The sequence below is a fragment of the Pseudomonas sp. 1L-E-NC-VB-C3 genome (assembly GCF_057291535.1).
Genome location: NZ_JBXAWD010000002.1, coordinates 419,694 through 436,320 on the forward strand (window position 1 = coordinate 419,694; position 16,627 = coordinate 436,320).

Sequence of the window (16,627 nt, forward strand, 5' to 3'; positions counted from 1 at the left end):
TCGCAAGGTTCGATTCCGAAGAGTTTGAGAGCTTACACCATCGTCTGCGCCGGGTCTTGTCAGTGTCAGTAATGGCCCCTTCGCGAGCAGGCTCGCTCCCACCGTTGAAATGCATTCCCCTGTGGGAGCGAGCCTGCTCGCGAAAGCGTTTTCACACACGCCGAAGAAAATCGCTTGACCAAGGAGAACAGTCGTTCTACTGTTCGCCACATGAACGAATCAATCAGCAATGACACACGCGACATCATTCTGGATGTCACCGAAAAGTTGATCTACAAAAGTGGCATCGCTGCCACCAGCATGGATCTTCTGGTGAAGACCGCCGGCGTCTCCAGAAAAAGCATCTACCGTTACTTTGCCGACAAGGACGCACTGGTTGTCGCGGCCCTTCAGCGACGCGATGTTCGCTGGATGCACTGGTTCACAAGTGCCGTCGATCAGGCCGAAACCCCGGCCGATCGCCTGCTCAACCTGTTTACCGTGCTCAAAGGCTGGTTCGACTCGGAAGGTTTTCGCGGCTGCGCCTTCATCAACACCAGCGGCGAAACCGGTGATCCACAGGATCCAGTGCGACTGGTGGCCAAAGAACACAAACAGAAGCTGCTCGACTACGTGTGCGAGCTATGTACCGAATATGGCGCCGAGGATCCGCAACTGCTGGCCAGACAGTTGCTGATCCTGATTGAAGGCGCCATTACCATAGCGCTTGTGATGGGTGATCACAGTGCCGCCGATAATGCGCAATGCATGGCGCGAAAGTTATTGGGCCTGTAACTCTTAATAAGCCGGACTTGTTGTTCATACATTAAATGAAACAGGAGATTGAACATGTCGACTGCAGCCCAGGTACGTCCGCCATTGCCGCCATTCAACCATGCGTCAGCGATCGAGAAGGTGCGTCTGGCCGAAGATGGCTGGAACACCCGCGATCCGGAAAAGGTGTCGCTCGCTTATACCCTCGACACCAAATGGCGCAATCGCGCCGAGTTTGCCAACAACCGCGAAGAGGCCAAGGCGTTTCTGACGCGCAAATGGGCGAAGGAACTGGATTATCGCTTGATCAAAGAACTCTGGGCCTACTCCGATACGCGTATCGCGGTGCGTTATGCCTATGAATGGCACGACGATTCCGGCAACTGGTTCCGCTCGTACGGCAACGAGAACTGGGAGTTCGATGACAACGGCCTGATGTTCCAGCGCTATGCCTGCATCAATGACATGCCGATCAAGGAAAGCGAGCGCAAATTCCATTGGCCGCTGGGCCGCCGACCGGATGATCATCCGGGGCTGAGCGAACTCGGTCTCTAAAGTCAACCCACCCCTGTGTAGGAGCTGCCGAAGGCTGCGATCTTTTGATCTTGATTTGATCGTTCCCACGCGCAGCAGCCGGGGCGCTCCGCGCCCGAGAAGATCGCAGCCTTCGGCAGCTCCTACACAGGAATGTATTCCAGACTGTAATTGACGACGGCATGCTCTGGCTCGCCGCAACAGTTCGATACAGGTAACATAACCGCCCTCCCCGCAGCCCACGTTCTGCGCCTTGCCGAATAAGCCGACTCCATGCCTTTCGAACTCAGCGTTGACCTCACCACCCTGGCCATTCTGGCTGCTGTTGCTTTCCTTGCCGGTTTCATCGATGCCATCGCTGGCGGTGGCGGTCTGTTGACCACGCCGGCGCTGCTGACGGCGGGCCTGCCGCCGCATCTGGTGCTGGGCACCAACAAGCTGAGCTCGACCTTCGGTTCGGCGACCGCCAGCTTCACCTTCTACAAACGCAAACTGTTTCATCCACGCCAGTGGACCCACGCGATTGTCGGCACCCTGGTCGGCGCGCTCACTGGCGCGGTGGTTGCGCATTACCTGCCGGCCGAGTGGCTGAACAAGATGCTGCCGGTGATCGTTTTCGCCTGTGGCCTGTATTTGCTGTTTGGCGGCACGCCGAAAGCGCCGCTGGACAGCGACGCGCCGATCAAAAAGAAATGGCAATCGACCCAGGGCTTCAGCCTCGGCTTCTACGATGGGGTGGCCGGCCCCGGCACGGGCGCATTCTGGACCGTGAGCAGTCTGCTGCTGTACCCGATCGACCTGGTCAAGGCCAGCGGCGTGGCGCGCAGCATGAACTTTGTCAGCAACATCGCGGCGCTGTCGGTGTTCATCTTCTCCGGACAGGTCGACTGGATCATTGGCCTGTGCATGGGCCTGTCGGTGATGGTCGGGGCCTTCTTCGGCGCGCGCACCGCAATCAGCGGCGGGGCCAAATTCATTCGTCCAGTGTTCATCACCGTAGTGCTTGGCCTGACTGTGCGCCTAGCCTGGCAGCACTGGTTCAGCGTGGCCTAAGCGCCGCGCGACGTAGACGTCGATCAGGTAACGGGCAATCGAACGCGACGCCGGCAACGGCGGCAAGTCATGCACGTTGAACCACTGGGCATCCTCGATCTCGTCTTCCTGACAGACAATTTCGCCACCGGCATATTCGGCATGGAAGCCGAGCATCATCGAATGCGGGAACGGCCAGCACTGGCTGCCGATGTACTGGATGTTCTTCACTTCGATCTGCACTTCTTCACGCACTTCGCGAATCAGGCAATCCTCGGCCGATTCCCCCGGCTCGGCGAAACCGGCCAGCGTGCTGTAAACCCCGGTGACGAAACGCGGCGAGCGCGCCAGGAGGATTTCGTCGCCACGGGTGATCAGCACGATCATGCTTGGTGAAATGCGCGGATAACTGCGCAGATCGCACGGCTGGCAATACATCGCTCGTTCGCGCGGGACTTGCGTCATCGGCTGGCCGCAGTTGCCGCAGAAGCGATGCTCTCGTGCCCAAGTGCCAATCTGCGCGGCATAACCGAGCACTTTGTACAGCGTGTGATCGCCTTCGAGCATGAACGCTCGCAGGCCCTTCCAGCCGCAACCGGGCACATCGCTGACGCTGTGCAACTCAAGCAGATAGACCGGTTCGCCGTCGAGATGACCTATCCCGTGCTCAGCGAGGACCGACAGGTCCTGGCGCTTGAGCCACTCGCGCGGGAACAGTGCGCCGTTGTCATCGAACAGGAAGCCTTCCGGGCTGCGCGCTACGGCCCAGCCGCCGGGTTGATCGGTGTCGAGTACTGCAGTGGTCCAGCGAGAGATCATGGTTAACTCAATCCAGAAATTCGGGTTTCTGTTTGCTCATGTGGGCGGCCATGGCCACGCGCAGATCGGTGGATTGCAACATGGCGGCGTTCCAGGTGGCAACGTATTCAAGACCATCGTCGATGCGATGGTCGCGCATGTAGCTGATCATTTCCTTGGTACCGGTCACGGCGATCGGCGACTTCGCAGCGATGTCACGGGCGATGCCGAACACGCCTTCGAGCAGCGTGTCCTTATCGCCGTAGACGCGATTGACCAGGCCCATGCTGCGTGCTTCCTCGGCGCCAAAGGTGCGACCGGTGTAAGCCAGTTCACGCAGCATGCCGTCTCCGATGATTCGCGGCAACCGTTGCAACGTGCCGACATCAGCGGCCATGCCGATGTCAATTTCCTTGATGGAAAATTGCGCGTCCTCGGCGGCATAACGCATGTCACAGGCGGCGATCAGATCGATTGCCCCGCCCAGGCAATAGCCCTGAATGGCAGCAAGCACCGGTTTGCGGCAATTGTCGACGGCGTTGAACGAGGCTTGCAGATTGAGAATCTTGCGCCGCAACTGGCGCGCATTACGGCCCACGTCCTTGCCCAGTTCATTGGCGACACCGGCAAGCATCATCAGGTCGATGCCCGATGAAAAATGCTTGCCGTTACCGCTGAGGACTACCACGCGGACTTCGTCGGTATCGTCGATCCACTGGAAGATTTCGACAATCTCGCTCCAGAACGCCGCATTCATTGCGTTGATCTTTTCCGGGCGATTGATCTGCACATGGGCGATGTTGTCGCCCAGTTCGACGCTGAAGGCGGAGTATTGAGTCATGGCAGTGATCCTTTACCGGGCTGGGAAATAAGCCTCGAACTATAACAAGGCAAGGGGGCGGCGGTTCGGCCAAATGCGGGACTGCCCGAAGTCTGCGCAAGATGCGCGGGCCTCTTCGCGAGCAGGCTCGCTCCCACAGGGAGACTGCATTTCAATGTGGGAGCGAGCCTGCTCGCGAAGGCGTCGGATCATTCACCGCACGCAATTATTTCAGCCCCAGCCTGTAAAGCGAGCCATTCTCTTCATCCGTCAGCACATACAGATAGCCATCCGGCCCTTGGCGCACGTCACGGATACGCTGATTCAACTCACCCAGCAAACGCTCCTCATGGACCACCTTGTCACCATCGAATTGCAGGCGAATCAGTTCCTGGGTCACCAGTGCGCCGATAAACGCGTTGTGCTGCCACGGCGTGAAGCGATCCGCGTCATAGAAGGCCATGCCGCTAACCCCGGGGGATTTTTCCCAGACATGATGCGGCGCCACGGTGCCTTCAGCAGTTTTGCCCTTCGCCTCAGGAATCGGTTGCATCGAGTAGTTGATGCCATGGGTCGCCAACGGCCAGCCGTAGTTCTTGCCACGTTCGATGATGTTCACTTCGTCGCCGCCACGTGGCCCGTGCTCGTTCTCCCACAGCGTGCCGGTCCACGGATTGAGCGCCGCGCCTTGCGGGTTACGCAGGCCGTAGGACCAGATTTCAGGCCTGACACCGGATTGGCCAACAAAAGGGTTATCGTCCGGCACCTTGCCATCCGGGAAGATGCGTACGACTTTGCCTTGCAACTTGTCGAGGTCCTGCGCAGTCGGCCGATCGTTGTTTTCGCCCAGGGTGATGAACAGATACCCGTCGCGATCGAACACCAGCCGTGAACCGAAGTGGTTGCTCACCGACAGCTTCGGTTCCTGACGGAAGATCACATTGAAGTCCTTCAGCGTCTTCAGGTCATCGGAAAGCCGTCCGCGCCCTACCGCCGTACCAGCCTTGCCGCCCTCACCACCGCCTTCGGCATACGACAGATAGACCATGCGGTCCTGCTTGAAGTCTGGCGACAGCGCCACATCAAGCAAACCGCCCTGCCCTTTGGCCCAGACTTGCGGCACGCCACTGATCGGCTCCGACAGTTTGCCGTCCTTGCTCACAACGCGCAGATGACCCGGACGTTCGGTCACCAGCATGCCCTTCTGATCAGGCAGAAACGCCAGTGCCCAAGGATGTTCCAGGCCTTGGGCAATGGTGGTGACTTCAAGAATGCCCTGCTCGCTTTTCAGCTCTTTGGACGCGGCGGCGAACGCCGGGGCACTGATCAGCGCGGCGGCGCAACAGGTGGCTAGTAGGGTTTTACGCAACATGCACGATTCCTTTTGTTCGTGTGAAAGGCTGACAGAACATCAGTCCTGCCGTTCAACGGTTGCTGCCGGTGCCCCGTGAGGGCGGGTTGGGAATGAAAGTTGGCGGATTGCTCGGCACCGAGCGAATCGGTTGACCATTGCCGATGCCGCGATTTTCAACGGTCGGCTGACGTGGCACGGGAACGGTGTTCGGCCCGCGAAGCGGCGGAGCGCTGGGCTGGGTGCCCTGCATGCTGTTGGGATTGGCCCGGCGGATCGGGCTGTTGTAGGGATTGTTGCTGTTCCCGGTGGGGCTTTGTGCGAGCACGACATCGGCATGAACCAGGCCACCACTTAAGACGAGGACGGCGATGCCAATCAGAAACCGGTTCATGGGAATACCTCTCGATGTGCGTGGACTAGAGCCTTGGAGCCCACGCTACGCCGTGGGTTCGGATTTGTTAACCCTCGTGCCTTAAACAACATGTAACACGGCTTGACCGTACCGCTGGAAGCCGCGCAATCACTGGAAACTTTCTCGCCGCGCCACGGGTCACCTGATCATCACTCGGAGGACAGGTCATGGCTCGGGCAATCTGGAAAGGCGCAATCAGTTTTGGACTGGTACACATCCCCGTGGCGCTGGTTTCAGCGACGTCGTCCCAAGGCGTAGACTTCGATTGGCTCGACAGCCGCAGCATGGACCCGGTGGGCTACAAACGCATCAACAAGGTCACCGGCAAGGAAGTCACCAAAGAGAACATCGTCAAAGGCGTGGCCTACGAAAAGGGCCGCTACGTGGTGCTCAGCGAGGAAGAAATCCGCTCGGCGCACCCCGTCTCGACACAGACCATCGACATTTTCTCTTTCGTCGACGCCGAGCAGATTCCGCTGCAGAACATCGACACGCCCTATTACCTGGCGCCAGACAAGCGCGGCGGCAAGGTTTACGCGTTGCTGCGCGAAACCCTGAGCAAAACCAACAAGGTCGCCCTTGCCCGCGTTGTCCTGCATACCCGTCAATACCTGGCCGCGTTGATGCCGCTGGAGTCGGCGCTGGTTCTGGTGAAACTGCGCTGGCCGCAGGAAGTGCGCAGTCTTGATGAACTGGCGCTGGGCAGCGAGGTGACCAAGCCGCAACTGGCCAAGGGCGAGCTGGACATGGCCAAACGTCTGGTTGAAGACATGACCTCGGAGTGGTCGCCTGAGGACTACAAGGACGAGTTCGAAGACAAGATCATGGCGCTGGTCGAGAAAAAAGCCCACGAAGGCAAGATCGAGGACGTCGAGACCACCACTGGCGAGGAAGAACGCAAGACTGCCGATGTTATCGACTTGACCGAGCTGCTCAAACGCAGCCTCGGTGGCAAGGCACCGGCCAAGCCCAAGGCCAAATCAAGCAGTAAGGCGGCGCCGGCGAAGAAGACCAGGAAGGCGTCCGGGGAGTAAGCGTTGGGCCAGCTAGAGGTATGTTTGAAGTGAAGCCGCCTTCGCGAGCAGGCTCGCTCCACAGGGAAACGCATTTCAAAATGTGGGAGCGAGCCTGCTCGCGAAGAGGCCGGTACTGACACCGCAAGTCTCAGATCAGAATAAAGAACGCCAACAACGCCGCAAAAATCGCCCACTTCTCCAGGTAATACCGCGTACGGTTGCGCTTCTTCAGCTCTTTGCCGCGCAAACGGATCTTGTAGATCTTGGTAAACAAGCGGTTGATACCACCGGTCTTGTCCCCCGCATCATTCGGCGCGCCTGCCGCTGACATCACGGTGCGGCTGAACCAGCGGTTGAACGCCGCCGCCCAGCGGTACTTCAACGGCCGCTCAATATCACAGAACAGAATGATCCGGTTCTGATCCGTGGTGTTTTCGGCGTAATGAATAAACGTCTCGTCGAACATCACCGCTTCGCCATCGCGCCAGTGATAGTTCTCACCGTCGACGTTGATGTAGCAGCCGGGATCATTCGGCGTATCCAGACCCAGGTGATAACGATAGGAACCGGCGTACGGATCGCGGTGGCGCACCAGCTTCGAGCCCGGTGGCAGCTCGGCAAACATCGCCGCCTTGATTGAGCCGATGCTCTGCACCAATTCAGTGGTGCGCGGGCACAGCTTCATCGCCGATGGATGGCTGTCGCTGTACCACTTGAGGTAGAAGCGCTTCCAGCCAGTCTTGAAGAAAGAGTTGAAGCCGACATCGTCATACTGATTCGAGCGCTTGATCTCGCCGGCACGCAGCAGATTCTGGCCCTCCTCACGAATCTCTTGCCAGTGCGCCTGCAACGGGCTCAGATCGGGAAAGTCCGCCGGGTTCAGGTACGGCTTGTTGGGGATTTTCGAAAACAGATAGAGGAAGCAGTTGATGGGCGCGAGAAACGTCGAGTGGTCACTCAATTGCCGCCCCAGTTTGTGGCGCACGCGTCCACGCAAGTGAACGTAAGCAATGGAGATGACATAAACAGCGGCAATGATGAGTTTCACGGAAAAGGGTCACACGTCAAAAGTGAACAAACTGCGCGCGTGGCGACCTGAGGCCCAGCGTCTTATGCAGCGGTCTTGATGCACAGGGCGCGTCCATGGCCCGCGCCGTTTCCGGGCGCTCGGTGAAAGGGTGGCATTTTAGCCACAGTTCGTAACCGATAGTGAACCCTCAACTGTGAAAAACTGTCTTGCGCGTTTGCGTGTAAAGCTCCAGCACACTTGAATCCATACAAACGCCCGTTGCTCATTTGGATGGAACCACGCTTGGCACGCGCTCCTCTATCGCTTACCAATAACGGAGGAACCCCCATGATCGCCCCAGAAACCGGTATGAAACCAGGTCAGCGCTATCGAATTGAAAGCGTCGAGCGCGCGCCGCAATTCTCTGGCTTTTTTCTCGATGGAAAGTATTACCTGGGACCTGAGTTGCAGACCGCCGTCGGCTGGCTTGAAGGGCAAATATTCTTCTACGACCAGCTCGACCCGACCGGTGAGCCGGTTTATCCGGGAAGGATTGCCGGCACGATCGAAGGGCTGACGCTGGTAATGCCGGACGGCTTACGGCTGGAGATTGAAGAAGCGCCCTATCAGGCCGAACCTGCCGCGCCAGTGCGCGCTTCCCTCGCCGGGCGCATCGAGCGTATCTCGCGGCAGCCGATTCGCCCTTCGCCGCTGTTGGTAGCCGGGGCTGCGATGCTGGTAGGGGTTTGCCTGCTGACGATCTCGCGCATCAGAAATCGCTGAAGGCCACCGCGCGAGCGGTGGCCCAACTATCGGTCACTGCTCGCGGGTTACCGTCAGTGCGACCACGGCGATGCGCTCGGCGCGCTCATATTCAGGCTTGAGCAGTTCCTCACTGAACACATCCGGATCGAGTTCACGATAAGTCCAGCCAAAACGTTCGCCCTTGAGCAGAGGCGCCACGGCCTCGCGGAACGGGTCCTGCCCGGCAACGATCGCTACGCCGGTATACACAAGTAACGTGCCGCCGACTTCCAGGCGCGGCAACGCCTCACGCACGATCCGCACCGACAAGCCCTCGCCCAGCGCCCCGCCGCCGTGGCGATAAGCGCGCTGTTGCTGGTCGTTCATATACGGCGGGTTGGCGATGATCAAGTCGAACTGACCTTCGACACTGGCGAGTAGATCGCTGTGGTACACCGACACGTTGTTGGCCCCGGCCAGCTCAGCGTTGACGGCACTCATGCGCAACGCCTGCGGATTGATGTCGACCGCCAGCACTTGGGCATCCGGCCGTGCCTTGGCGATCAGCACCGCCCCGGCGCCGCTGCCGCAGCCGATGTCCACCGCGCGCCTGATCGGCGAAAAGCGCTGCTGCAATTGCGCTTCGATGGCCTGAGCAAAACGATAAGTGTCCGGGCCAAAGAACACCGCATCGCTCGCGGTGGTCGGAAACGCCGAGTGGGCGAATAACCGGTCATTCAGCGTCGACCAGCGCACACGACTGCGCCACACCGCGCCATCGCGTTCGACTACGCCGGCCTGCTCCAGCGTGGCCAGTTCTTCTGCGCGAAACAGCTCTGAAGGAAACGGCATCGACCAGCCAAACACATCACGCAGATCTTTCGCCAACGGCGTGGCAAAGCGCTGCAGAAAACGTTCGTGGGTCAACGGCGTTGGGGTAATGAAGTGATAACCGCTGTCGAGCAGGCGCTTGCCCAACTCGAACAGGGCTCTGTCCGATGTTTCTTGTGCCGACATGAAGCCTCCTTGTTTCAACGCAAGCGGGCGCGCAGTTGCATGAAGCGACGCGTCGCGAAAAGTCCGGCCGGACGCCAGTGCCGCTGAGGTTGCAGCCATGGCATCAACAATGACATCTGTTCGGCGGCAGGCTTGTCGGCCAGTGCCGCTTCCAGGTTGAGCAGATCGGCGTCATCGTCAAAGGTTTCTTCGACGGCAGCTTCGCGGCGTACGTAAGGCCGAGGCCGGGAGGCCGGGCAATCCTGAGTGATCCAGTCGCGCAACAGCTGTTTCTCATAGCCATTGAACACGCCGAACATCGCCGCATCGCTGCCGTCGATCAAACGCCAGAAACGACTTTCTTCCACCGCCTCACCACGTTTGATCCAGCTTTTGCGCTCCAGCGCCGACAGAAACTCGCCCATCTGTCCCGGCGTGGCCAGCCACTGATTGATGGTGCGGTTTTCGATGCGGCAGTAGTCGGAATGCATGTGCCGGCCAAAGACAGCTTTACGCTCAAGCATGGCGATGACTTCGTGGTCCAGATCGAACTCTGTGATCACCGCGGTTGTGCCTTTGCCGACATCATTCAGGCGGTAACCAACCGCCATGCGCCGATAGAACTCATCGCGCTCTTCGCCCAAGGGCAACAGCTCGAGCATTGATTGCACTGCCTTGCGCGCATGGCCGGTGCTGGCGTTGTCGATGGTCACGTGCAGGCGGAAATAGTGCGGATCGATACCCAGCTCTGCCAATTCATAAGCACTGATCAGCAGATGCAGAGGCAGTTGCTCGTAGCCGAGGTTGAAGCCGATGACTTCTGGCAGAAACTGCCCGCCGAAACGTCCCAGTGCCAGCTGCACCGCGCCTTGCAGAAAATACTCGTCGGCAAGACCGCTCAGATCAGAGCATTCATGCTCGGCGAGCAGCTTGCGATAGATCACCACATGATTCTGCCGTGGCACGCCCTCGCCCAACTCTTCCAGATAGGTATCGAGCAAATCGTCGAAACGCGGGTCCTGCCACTGCGGCAACAGCCCGGCCAGCCAAGCGCCATCGACCTCTTTGGTCGGTGCCACATGCAGAATGAAATACAACGCGTGGGATTTGTTGCGGAAATAGCGGCGCGGTGCGCCCTGCTGACGTTGTTCGAGGTAATCGGCGTACTCGGCCGCCACGCTGGCGCAGCGGGTTTCCGACCATTGCAGCAGCTCTTCGGCGCTGGCCGGCAAATCGTCAGACAGCGCAGCCGCCTTGCTCAGCTGCCGGCGCAGGAAGTCCAGTGCCGCACGATCAACCGTGGAGTCTTCCGCCAGCAATCGGTCATAGAGCCGGCGCTCGGTATCCGCCGGCGTGGATGTTTTACCCGAAGACTTCCTGGTCGGGATTTCGATCAGCGACATGACTCATTCCCCTGCGTTATTGGCATTGCCTATAAACGAAAGAGTGATTGGCGCTGAAAAAAATTCCCTTTTTGTGCGAGACGATACGCTCAGTGGTGCACGTCGGTTTTTTAACCCAAAGCGGTATCGAGAAACATCATCACGCCGAACCCAAGCATCAGCCCGAGCGTGGCAGGCGTCTCGTGGCCGTTGCGGTGAGTTTCCGGAATCACTTCATGCGACACCACAAAGATCATCGCGCCCGCCGCCAGGCCCATCGCCACCGGAAAACCCAACGCAAAACTATTGGTGATGCCCAAACCGATGATCGCGCCCAACGGTTCCATCAATCCTGAAGCGGCGGCAATCAACGCTGCACGCCCTGCGGAAATGCCGGTCACGCGCAATGCCAACGCGACCGCTAGTCCTTCTGGAATGTCCTGAATGGCAATGGCCGTCGTCAGCGGCAGGCCGATTTTCATGTCACCAGTGGCGAAGCTGACGCCGATCGCCATGCCTTCCGGAAGGTTGTGCAGGGTGATCGCCAGCACGAACAGCCAGACCCGATTGAAGCGCTTGGCTTCGGGGCCGCGCCGGCCGCTTTTTTCATGTTCGTGGGGGACGAAGCGGTCGAGACCGACCATCAACGCCACGCCTAAAGCCATGCCGGCCACAACGACGGCAGCGGCGAGCATGGGACTGCTCACCGCTTCCTTCGCCGCCGCAATCCCCGGCAGGATCAGTGAAAAGGAACTGGCAGCCAACATCATCCCTGCCGCAAACCCGAGCATGGTGTCTTGAGTTCGCGAAGTAATCGCCCGCAACGCCAGGGCCAGCAACGCACCGATTGCCGTGGCGGCAAAACCCGACAGCCCGCCGAGGGTGGCGAGGCGTAGCGTGTCGCGGCCGGTACTGACCAAACCGGTGTAGCCGCTGATCAGCAACAACACGGTTACACCGACCAGGGTCAGCCAGAAAATCCGCCCTCCCCAGCCCGTGCGCGACAGGTTCACAAACCATGCTCGCACGGGAGCTGCGAACGAAGATGACGGTAGCGCCATGAAAAGTCCTCGGTTTCAGGTGGCCGGTACGAACGGCGTGGTTTCATCCAGCTGCGCCAGCGGAACATCGCTGCCACCCGGGGTCAGAATCACCTTGCGGCATTCTTCCTGCTTCTTATTGAAGATCTTGTAACCCTCGGCCGCCTGCTCCAGCGACAGCCTGTGTGTGATGATCGCCTCGGGCTGCAACTTGCCGGTTTCGATGTAGCCAAGCAGCTCCGGGAGAAAACGCTGTACGTGAGTCTGGCCCATTTTGAAGGTCAGGCCCTTGTCAAAAGCGTCGCCGAACATGAAGCCATGGATAAATCCTGCATACACCCCCGGAACGCTGACCACACCGCCACGGCGGACGGCGGCGATGCACTGGCGCAAAGCCTTGCCGCTGCTGCCTTCAAGCTTGAGTGTAGCCATGACCGTTTCGGTGGTGCTGCCCTTGGCTTCAAGGCCGACGGCATCGATCACGGCATCGACGCCGCGATGGCCGGGAGTCTGGCTGGTAATAGTGTCGGCCGGGTCATCGTCTTCATCGAAGTTGATCGGAATCACGCCGTAGGTGCGCTGGGCATAATCGAGGCGGTACTGGTGATGGTCGACCATGAAAATCAGCTCAGCACCGAGCATTCTCGCGCAGGCTGCGGTGAGCAAACCGACCGGCCCGGCGCCGTAGATCGCCAGACTCGAACCCTGTTTGACCCCGGCGTTGATCACCGCTTGCCAGGCAGTCGGCAGGATGTCAGAGAGAAACAGCACTTTTTCGTCCGACAGCGTGCCCGGCACCTTGAACGGGCCGGTATTGGCTTTCGGCACGCGCACCAGTTCCGCCTGGCCACCGGGAATCCCGCCATACAGACGGCTGTAGCCGAACAGCGCTGCTGGCGGCGGAATCATTTTCTTGTTCAGCGCTGCGCCAGGGCCTTCATTGGTGGTTTCGCAAGCGGCGTAAAGCTCTTGCTGGCAGAAGAAGCAATCGCCACAGGCGATCACGAACGGAATTACCACGCGGTCGCCGCGCTGCACGGCCGTGACGGCTGGCCCGGTTTCTTCGACGATCCCCATGAACTCATGACCGAAGATATCGCCGTGCTCGACGGTGGGTATCTTGCCTCGGTACAGGTGCAGGTCCGACCCGCAGATGGCGGTAGCGGTGACGCGCAGGATGATGTCGTCGGCGGCTTCAAGTTTCGGGTCCGGTACGGTTTCGACGCGCACGTCATGGGCGCCGTGATAGGTCATTGCTCGCATGGCTTGGTCCTCACTCGTTTGAACGAAAATGGCTGCTGCTCCACTTTCCGAAGTGAAAATGGCCGAGTGAGTTCATTCGGGTTTTCGAGATTTTGATCAGCGGATATCGGGGACTGCTCGGACGAGCCGATGCGTACGCCCGTTTGCCTGCCATATAACTGCCGTCTGAGTTATGCGACAATGCGCGCCAATGTCCAACAAGAACCCCGTACTCGTCGCTCAGCAGCTTGCCTTCAACGGCCCCAGTTGCGGACGGCTTATGCGCGTTGGCTCAACTCAAGCACAGACTGGGGGGAGCTGGAAAAGCTCCAGATTGGTATTCAAGTCCGGTACCAAGCACCACAGACCAGCTCTAACCCATTGATAGGTAAGGTAATTGATCTCCACAGCTAACATCACGATGCAGTTTGGCGCCAAGCCGCTGTTCGAAAACGTTTCGGTCAAATTCGGCGCAGGCAATCGCTACGGCCTGATCGGTGCCAACGGTTGCGGCAAGTCGACCTTCATGAAAATCCTCGGCGGCGATCTCGATCCGTCCGGCGGTCAGGTCATGCTTGAGCCGAACGTGCGTCTGGGTAAGCTGCGCCAGGATCAGTTCGCCTACGAAGAATTCACCGTGATCGACACCGTGATCATGGGTCACGAAGAGCTGTGGAAGGTCAAGGCCGAGCGCGATCGCATCTACTCGCTGGCTGAAATGTCCGAAGAAGACGGCATGGCCGTCGCCGAGCTGGAAACCGAGTTCGCCGAGATGGACGGCTACACCGCCGAATCCCGTGCCGGCGAATTGTTGCTGGGTCTGGGCATTCCGCTGGAACAGCATTTCGGCCCGATGAGCGAAGTCTCGCCAGGCTGGAAACTGCGCGTGTTGCTGGCGCAGGCACTGTTCTCCGATCCGGAAGTGCTGTTGCTCGACGAACCGACCAACCACCTGGACATCAACACCATTCGCTGGCTGGAAAACATCCTCACCCAGCGTAACAGCCTGATGATCATCATCTCCCACGACCGTCACTTCCTGAACAGCGTGTGCACGCACATGGCTGACCTGGATTACGGCGAGCTGCGCCTGTTCCCGGGCAACTACGACGAGTACATGACCGTGGCGACCCAGTCCCGCGAGCAACTGCTGTCGGACAACGCCAAGAAGAAAGCGCAGATCTCCGAGCTGCAATCGTTCGTCAGCCGCTTCTCGGCCAACGCCTCGAAAGCCAAGCAGGCCACCTCCCGCGCCAAGGCGATCGACAAGATCCAGCTGGCCGAGGTCAAGCCTTCCAGCCGCGTCAGCCCGTTCATTCGTTTCGAGCAGAACAAGAAGCTGCACCGTCAGGCGGTCATGGTCGAGAAAATGGCCAAGGGTTTCGATGGCAAGCCATTGTTCAAGGACTTCAGCTTCCAGGTTGAAGCCGGCGAGCGCGTTGCGATCATCGGCCCGAACGGTATCGGCAAGACCACCCTGCTGCGCACCCTGGTCAACGAACTGACCCCGGATGCCGGTAGCGTGAAATGGACTGACGCCGCTGAACTGGGCTACTACGCTCAGGACCACGCTCACGACTTCGAAGACGACGTCACCCTGTTCGACTGGATGGGTCAGTGGACCCAGGGCGAGCAGATGATTCGCGGTACTTTGGGCCGGATGCTGTTCTCCAACGACGAGATCCTCAAGTCGGTCAAGGTCATCTCCGGTGGTGAGCAAGGTCGCATGCTGTTCGGCAAGCTGATCCTGCAAAAGCCCAACGTGCTGATCATGGACGAACCGACCAACCACTTGGACATGGAATCGATCGAAGCACTGAACCTGGCGCTGGAAAACTACCCGGGCACGCTGATTTTCGTCAGCCACGACCGTGAGTTTGTATCGTCCCTGGCCACGCGCATCATCGAGCTGAGCCCGAACGGCGTGACCGACTTCAGCGGCACTTATGACGACTACCTGCGTAGCCAAGGCGTCGTTTTCTAAGAGCAGCTTTTAGTTTCAAGCTGCAAGCTGCAAGTTAAAAGCCCTGTCCTCTGTGACGGGGCTTTTTGCATTCGGCGTTTGGACATTGCTGGTGCGCAGATATTCGCGAGCAGGCTCGCTCCCACAGGGGAATGCATTTCAAATGTGGGAGCGAGCCTGCTCGCGAAGGGGCCGTCAGCAGCCCCATCAATCCCAAGGGAAAGTAGTTAGCCTGCTTTCTTTTATCCCAGCCCCGCGCCATGATGTCGGCAACTCTCCCACCGCCGCCCGCGAACGAGTGCTCATGTCTGCGCAGCCACTGCCACCGCAAAGCTCCCTGGCGATCACCCTGCAGATCGTCTCCATCGTTTTCTACACCTTCATTGCCTTCCTCTGCATTGGTTTGCCGATTGCGGTACTGCCCGGTTACGTCCATGAGCAACTGGGTTTCAGCGCGATCATTGCCGGGCTGGTGATCGGTTCGCAGTACCTCGCCACCCTGCTCAGCCGGCCAATGGCCGGGCGCATGTCAGATACCCTGGGCACCAAGCGGGCGATCATTTATGGCTTGTGGGGGATTGTCCTCAGCGGCGCGCTGACGTTGCTGTCGACCTTGCTGCAAAGTTTTCCGCTGACCAGCCTGTTGATTCTGATTGCCGGGCGCCTGCTGCTTGGCATTGCCCAAGGCCTGATCGGTGTCGGCACCATCAGTTGGTGCATGGGCCAGGTCGGTGTCGAGCACACGGCAAAATCCATCGGCTGGAACGGCATCGCTTCTTACGGCGCGATTGCCATTGGTGCGCCGTTGGGCGTGGTGATGGTCGCTGAATATGGCTTTGTCAGCCTTGGCATCGCGCTGTCGGCGTTGGCGGCAGGTGCGCTGTGGTTGATCCGCAACAAACCCTCGGTGCCGGTGATTCGTGGCGAGCGCCTTTCGTTCTGGGCCGTGTTCGGCAAGATTGCGCCGTACGGCACCAGCCTGACGCTGGCCTCGATCGGCTACGGCACCCTGACCACCTTCATCACTCTTTATTACCTCAATCGAGGCTGGACCGGCGCGGCGTACTGCCTGACCGTGTTTGGCGTGTGTTTCATTCTCTCGCGGTTGCTGTTTATCTCGGCCATCGCCCGCTTTGGCGGGTTTGCCTCAGCCATCGTTTGCATGTCGGTTGAAACTGTCGGGCTGGTGCTGTTGTGGCTGGCGCCCTCCACTGCGTATGCGTTGATTGGCGCAGGGCTGGCGGGGTTTGGGCTGTCTCTGGTGTACCCGGCGCTGGGGGTTGAAGCGATCAAACAGGTGCCGAGTTCCAGCCGTGGTTCAGGGTTGGGGGCTTATGCAGTGTTCTTCGATCTGGCACTGGCGATCGCGGGACCGTTGATGGGCGCGGTGGCGTTGAATCTGGGCTATTCGTGGATTTTCTTCAGCGCGGCGTTGTTGTCGGTGACCGGGCTGGGCCTGACCTTGTTGCTCAAGCGTCGCGCTACCTCCTGAAACCACCGATCCCCTTGCACTCGTCAGCTCCTACAGGAAT

At 59.3% G+C, this 16,627-nt stretch carries 16 protein-coding genes; 7 read left to right on the top strand and 9 right to left on the bottom strand.

Annotated features, from left to right (window positions below; translation table 11 throughout):
- The first annotated feature begins 210 nt into the window (after positions 1–210).
- From AC0Z5Z_RS05235 to AC0Z5Z_RS05245, 3 genes are all read left to right on the top strand, one after another.
- Positions 211–774 (top strand): TetR/AcrR family transcriptional regulator, encoded by a 564-nt coding sequence (locus AC0Z5Z_RS05235; RefSeq protein ID WP_460095558.1) that lies wholly within the window; start codon positions 211–213, stop codon positions 772–774.
- A gap of 54 nt (positions 775–828) precedes the next feature.
- Entirely contained in the window at positions 829–1,308 is a 480-nt protein-coding gene (locus AC0Z5Z_RS05240; RefSeq protein ID WP_041480390.1) for a nuclear transport factor 2 family protein, read from the top strand.
- Between the two features lie 252 nt (positions 1,309–1,560).
- The gene (locus tag AC0Z5Z_RS05245) at positions 1,561–2,340 is read left to right on the top strand and encodes a TSUP family transporter (RefSeq protein WP_016774706.1); all 780 of its coding nucleotides are present in this window, start codon (positions 1,561–1,563) and stop codon (positions 2,338–2,340) included.
- Here the strand turns inward: AC0Z5Z_RS05245 and nudC are convergent.
- The 4 genes from nudC to AC0Z5Z_RS05265 form a co-directional block, all read right to left on the bottom strand.
- Complete coding sequence (gene nudC, locus AC0Z5Z_RS05250) at positions 2,308–3,138, bottom strand: NAD(+) diphosphatase (protein ID WP_095180000.1); 831 nt, start codon at positions 3,136–3,138, stop codon at positions 2,308–2,310. The two genes, AC0Z5Z_RS05245 and nudC, sit on opposite strands and share 33 nt — an antisense overlap.
- Positions 3,139–3,145: 7 nt before the next feature.
- Complete coding sequence (locus AC0Z5Z_RS05255; RefSeq protein ID WP_485610809.1) at positions 3,146–3,958, bottom strand: crotonase/enoyl-CoA hydratase family protein; 813 nt, start codon at positions 3,956–3,958, stop codon at positions 3,146–3,148.
- A gap of 205 nt (positions 3,959–4,163) precedes the next feature.
- Positions 4,164–5,309: a PQQ-dependent sugar dehydrogenase gene (locus AC0Z5Z_RS05260; protein ID WP_457263178.1), complete on the bottom strand. Its 1,146-nt coding sequence runs from the start codon at positions 5,307–5,309 to the stop codon at positions 4,164–4,166.
- Positions 5,310–5,361: 52 nt separating this feature from the next.
- Positions 5,362–5,682 carry a hypothetical protein gene (locus AC0Z5Z_RS05265; protein WP_056785955.1) on the bottom strand — a complete coding sequence of 107 codons (321 nt, stop codon included), beginning with the start codon at positions 5,680–5,682 and terminating at the stop codon, positions 5,362–5,364.
- Positions 5,683–5,870: 188 nt separating this feature from the next.
- On the opposite strand from AC0Z5Z_RS05265, the gene ku reads away from it, so the two are divergent.
- Complete coding sequence (gene ku, locus AC0Z5Z_RS05270; protein WP_056785952.1) at positions 5,871–6,737, top strand: non-homologous end joining protein Ku; 867 nt, start codon at positions 5,871–5,873, stop codon at positions 6,735–6,737.
- A gap of 130 nt (positions 6,738–6,867) precedes the next feature.
- Here the strand turns inward: ku and lpxO are convergent, their stop codons facing one another.
- A complete protein-coding gene (gene lpxO, locus AC0Z5Z_RS05275) occupies positions 6,868–7,767 on the bottom strand; it encodes a lipid A hydroxylase LpxO (protein ID WP_485610810.1) in 900 nt (299 codons plus the stop codon).
- A gap of 309 nt (positions 7,768–8,076) precedes the next feature.
- Here lpxO and AC0Z5Z_RS05280 point away from each other — a divergent pair, with 309 nt between their 5' ends.
- On the top strand, positions 8,077–8,511 hold the full coding sequence (locus tag AC0Z5Z_RS05280; protein WP_485610811.1) for a short chain dehydrogenase: 435 nt from the start codon (positions 8,077–8,079) through the stop codon (positions 8,509–8,511).
- A 33-nt stretch (positions 8,512–8,544) separates the two neighbouring features.
- Here the strand turns inward: AC0Z5Z_RS05280 and AC0Z5Z_RS05285 are convergent, their stop codons facing one another.
- The 4 genes from AC0Z5Z_RS05285 to AC0Z5Z_RS05300 all read right to left on the bottom strand — a co-directional run bounded on the left by AC0Z5Z_RS05285 (position 8,545) and on the right by AC0Z5Z_RS05300 (position 13,153).
- Complete coding sequence (locus AC0Z5Z_RS05285; RefSeq protein WP_406229102.1) at positions 8,545–9,489, bottom strand: methyltransferase; 945 nt, start codon at positions 9,487–9,489, stop codon at positions 8,545–8,547.
- Positions 9,490–9,503: 14 nt separating this feature from the next.
- Positions 9,504–10,871, bottom strand: a complete 1,368-nt coding sequence (locus tag AC0Z5Z_RS05290; protein ID WP_485610812.1) for an iron-containing redox enzyme family protein — start codon at positions 10,869–10,871, stop codon at positions 9,504–9,506.
- 110 nt (positions 10,872–10,981) lie between these two features.
- Positions 10,982–11,911: a ZIP family metal transporter gene (locus tag AC0Z5Z_RS05295; protein ID WP_151552580.1), complete on the bottom strand. Its 930-nt coding sequence runs from the start codon at positions 11,909–11,911 to the stop codon at positions 10,982–10,984.
- 15 nt (positions 11,912–11,926) lie between these two features.
- Complete coding sequence (locus tag AC0Z5Z_RS05300) at positions 11,927–13,153, bottom strand: zinc-dependent alcohol dehydrogenase (RefSeq protein ID WP_252876278.1); 1,227 nt, start codon at positions 13,151–13,153, stop codon at positions 11,927–11,929.
- Positions 13,154–13,529: 376 nt separating this feature from the next.
- Between AC0Z5Z_RS05300 and AC0Z5Z_RS05305 the strand changes: the two genes are divergently transcribed.
- Both AC0Z5Z_RS05305 and AC0Z5Z_RS05310 read left to right on the top strand, forming a co-directional pair.
- On the top strand, positions 13,530–15,116 hold the full coding sequence (locus AC0Z5Z_RS05305; protein WP_016774693.1) for an ABC-F family ATPase: 1,587 nt from the start codon (positions 13,530–13,532) through the stop codon (positions 15,114–15,116).
- Between the two features lie 283 nt (positions 15,117–15,399).
- The gene (locus tag AC0Z5Z_RS05310) at positions 15,400–16,587 is read left to right on the top strand and encodes an MFS transporter (RefSeq protein WP_095179994.1); all 1,188 of its coding nucleotides are present in this window, start codon (positions 15,400–15,402) and stop codon (positions 16,585–16,587) included.
- Positions 16,588–16,627 lie beyond the last annotated feature (40 nt).